The sequence below is a fragment of the Mesorhizobium sp. M2E.F.Ca.ET.209.01.1.1 genome (assembly GCF_004010375.2).
In the GTDB taxonomy this organism is placed as follows: domain Bacteria; phylum Pseudomonadota; class Alphaproteobacteria; order Rhizobiales; family Rhizobiaceae; genus Mesorhizobium.
In genome coordinates this window covers 1-374 of sequence record NZ_SADP02000401.1, presented here as the reverse complement: position 1 = coordinate 374, position 374 = coordinate 1, and the positions used below count along the sequence as shown (strand labels likewise).

At 55.6% G+C, this 374-nt stretch carries 1 protein-coding gene; it reads right to left on the bottom strand.

From position 1 onward, the window contains the following. On the bottom strand, window positions 1-374 hold a 374-nt coding region (locus tag EN852_RS36185), incomplete at both ends, for a tetratricopeptide repeat protein (protein ID WP_135879710.1).

Here is a 374-nt window from a genome sequence, read left to right as displayed (position 1 = left end):
CATTTTTCGGATCAAGGCTTATCGCCTGGTTATAGTCGGCAATGGCGCGATCGTTGTCGCCCTTGTTGGCCCAAGCAGAACCTCGATCTTGATAGGCGAGGGCATGTGTTGGATTGAGTCTTATCACCTCGCTGTAATCAGCGATAGCACGCTCCTGGTTACCTTTGGCCGCCCGGGAGAGGCCACGGTTGTAGTAGGCGTTGGCATGTTTGGGATCGAGCTGAATTGCCTGGTCATAGTCGGCAATGGCACGGTCGTAATCGCCTTTGTGCGCCCATGCGGAGCCTCGATTGTTGTAGGCGTTGGCAAGCGTAGGGTCGAGGCGGATTGCCTGGTGATAGTCAGCAATGGCGCGGTCATCATCGCCCTTTCTT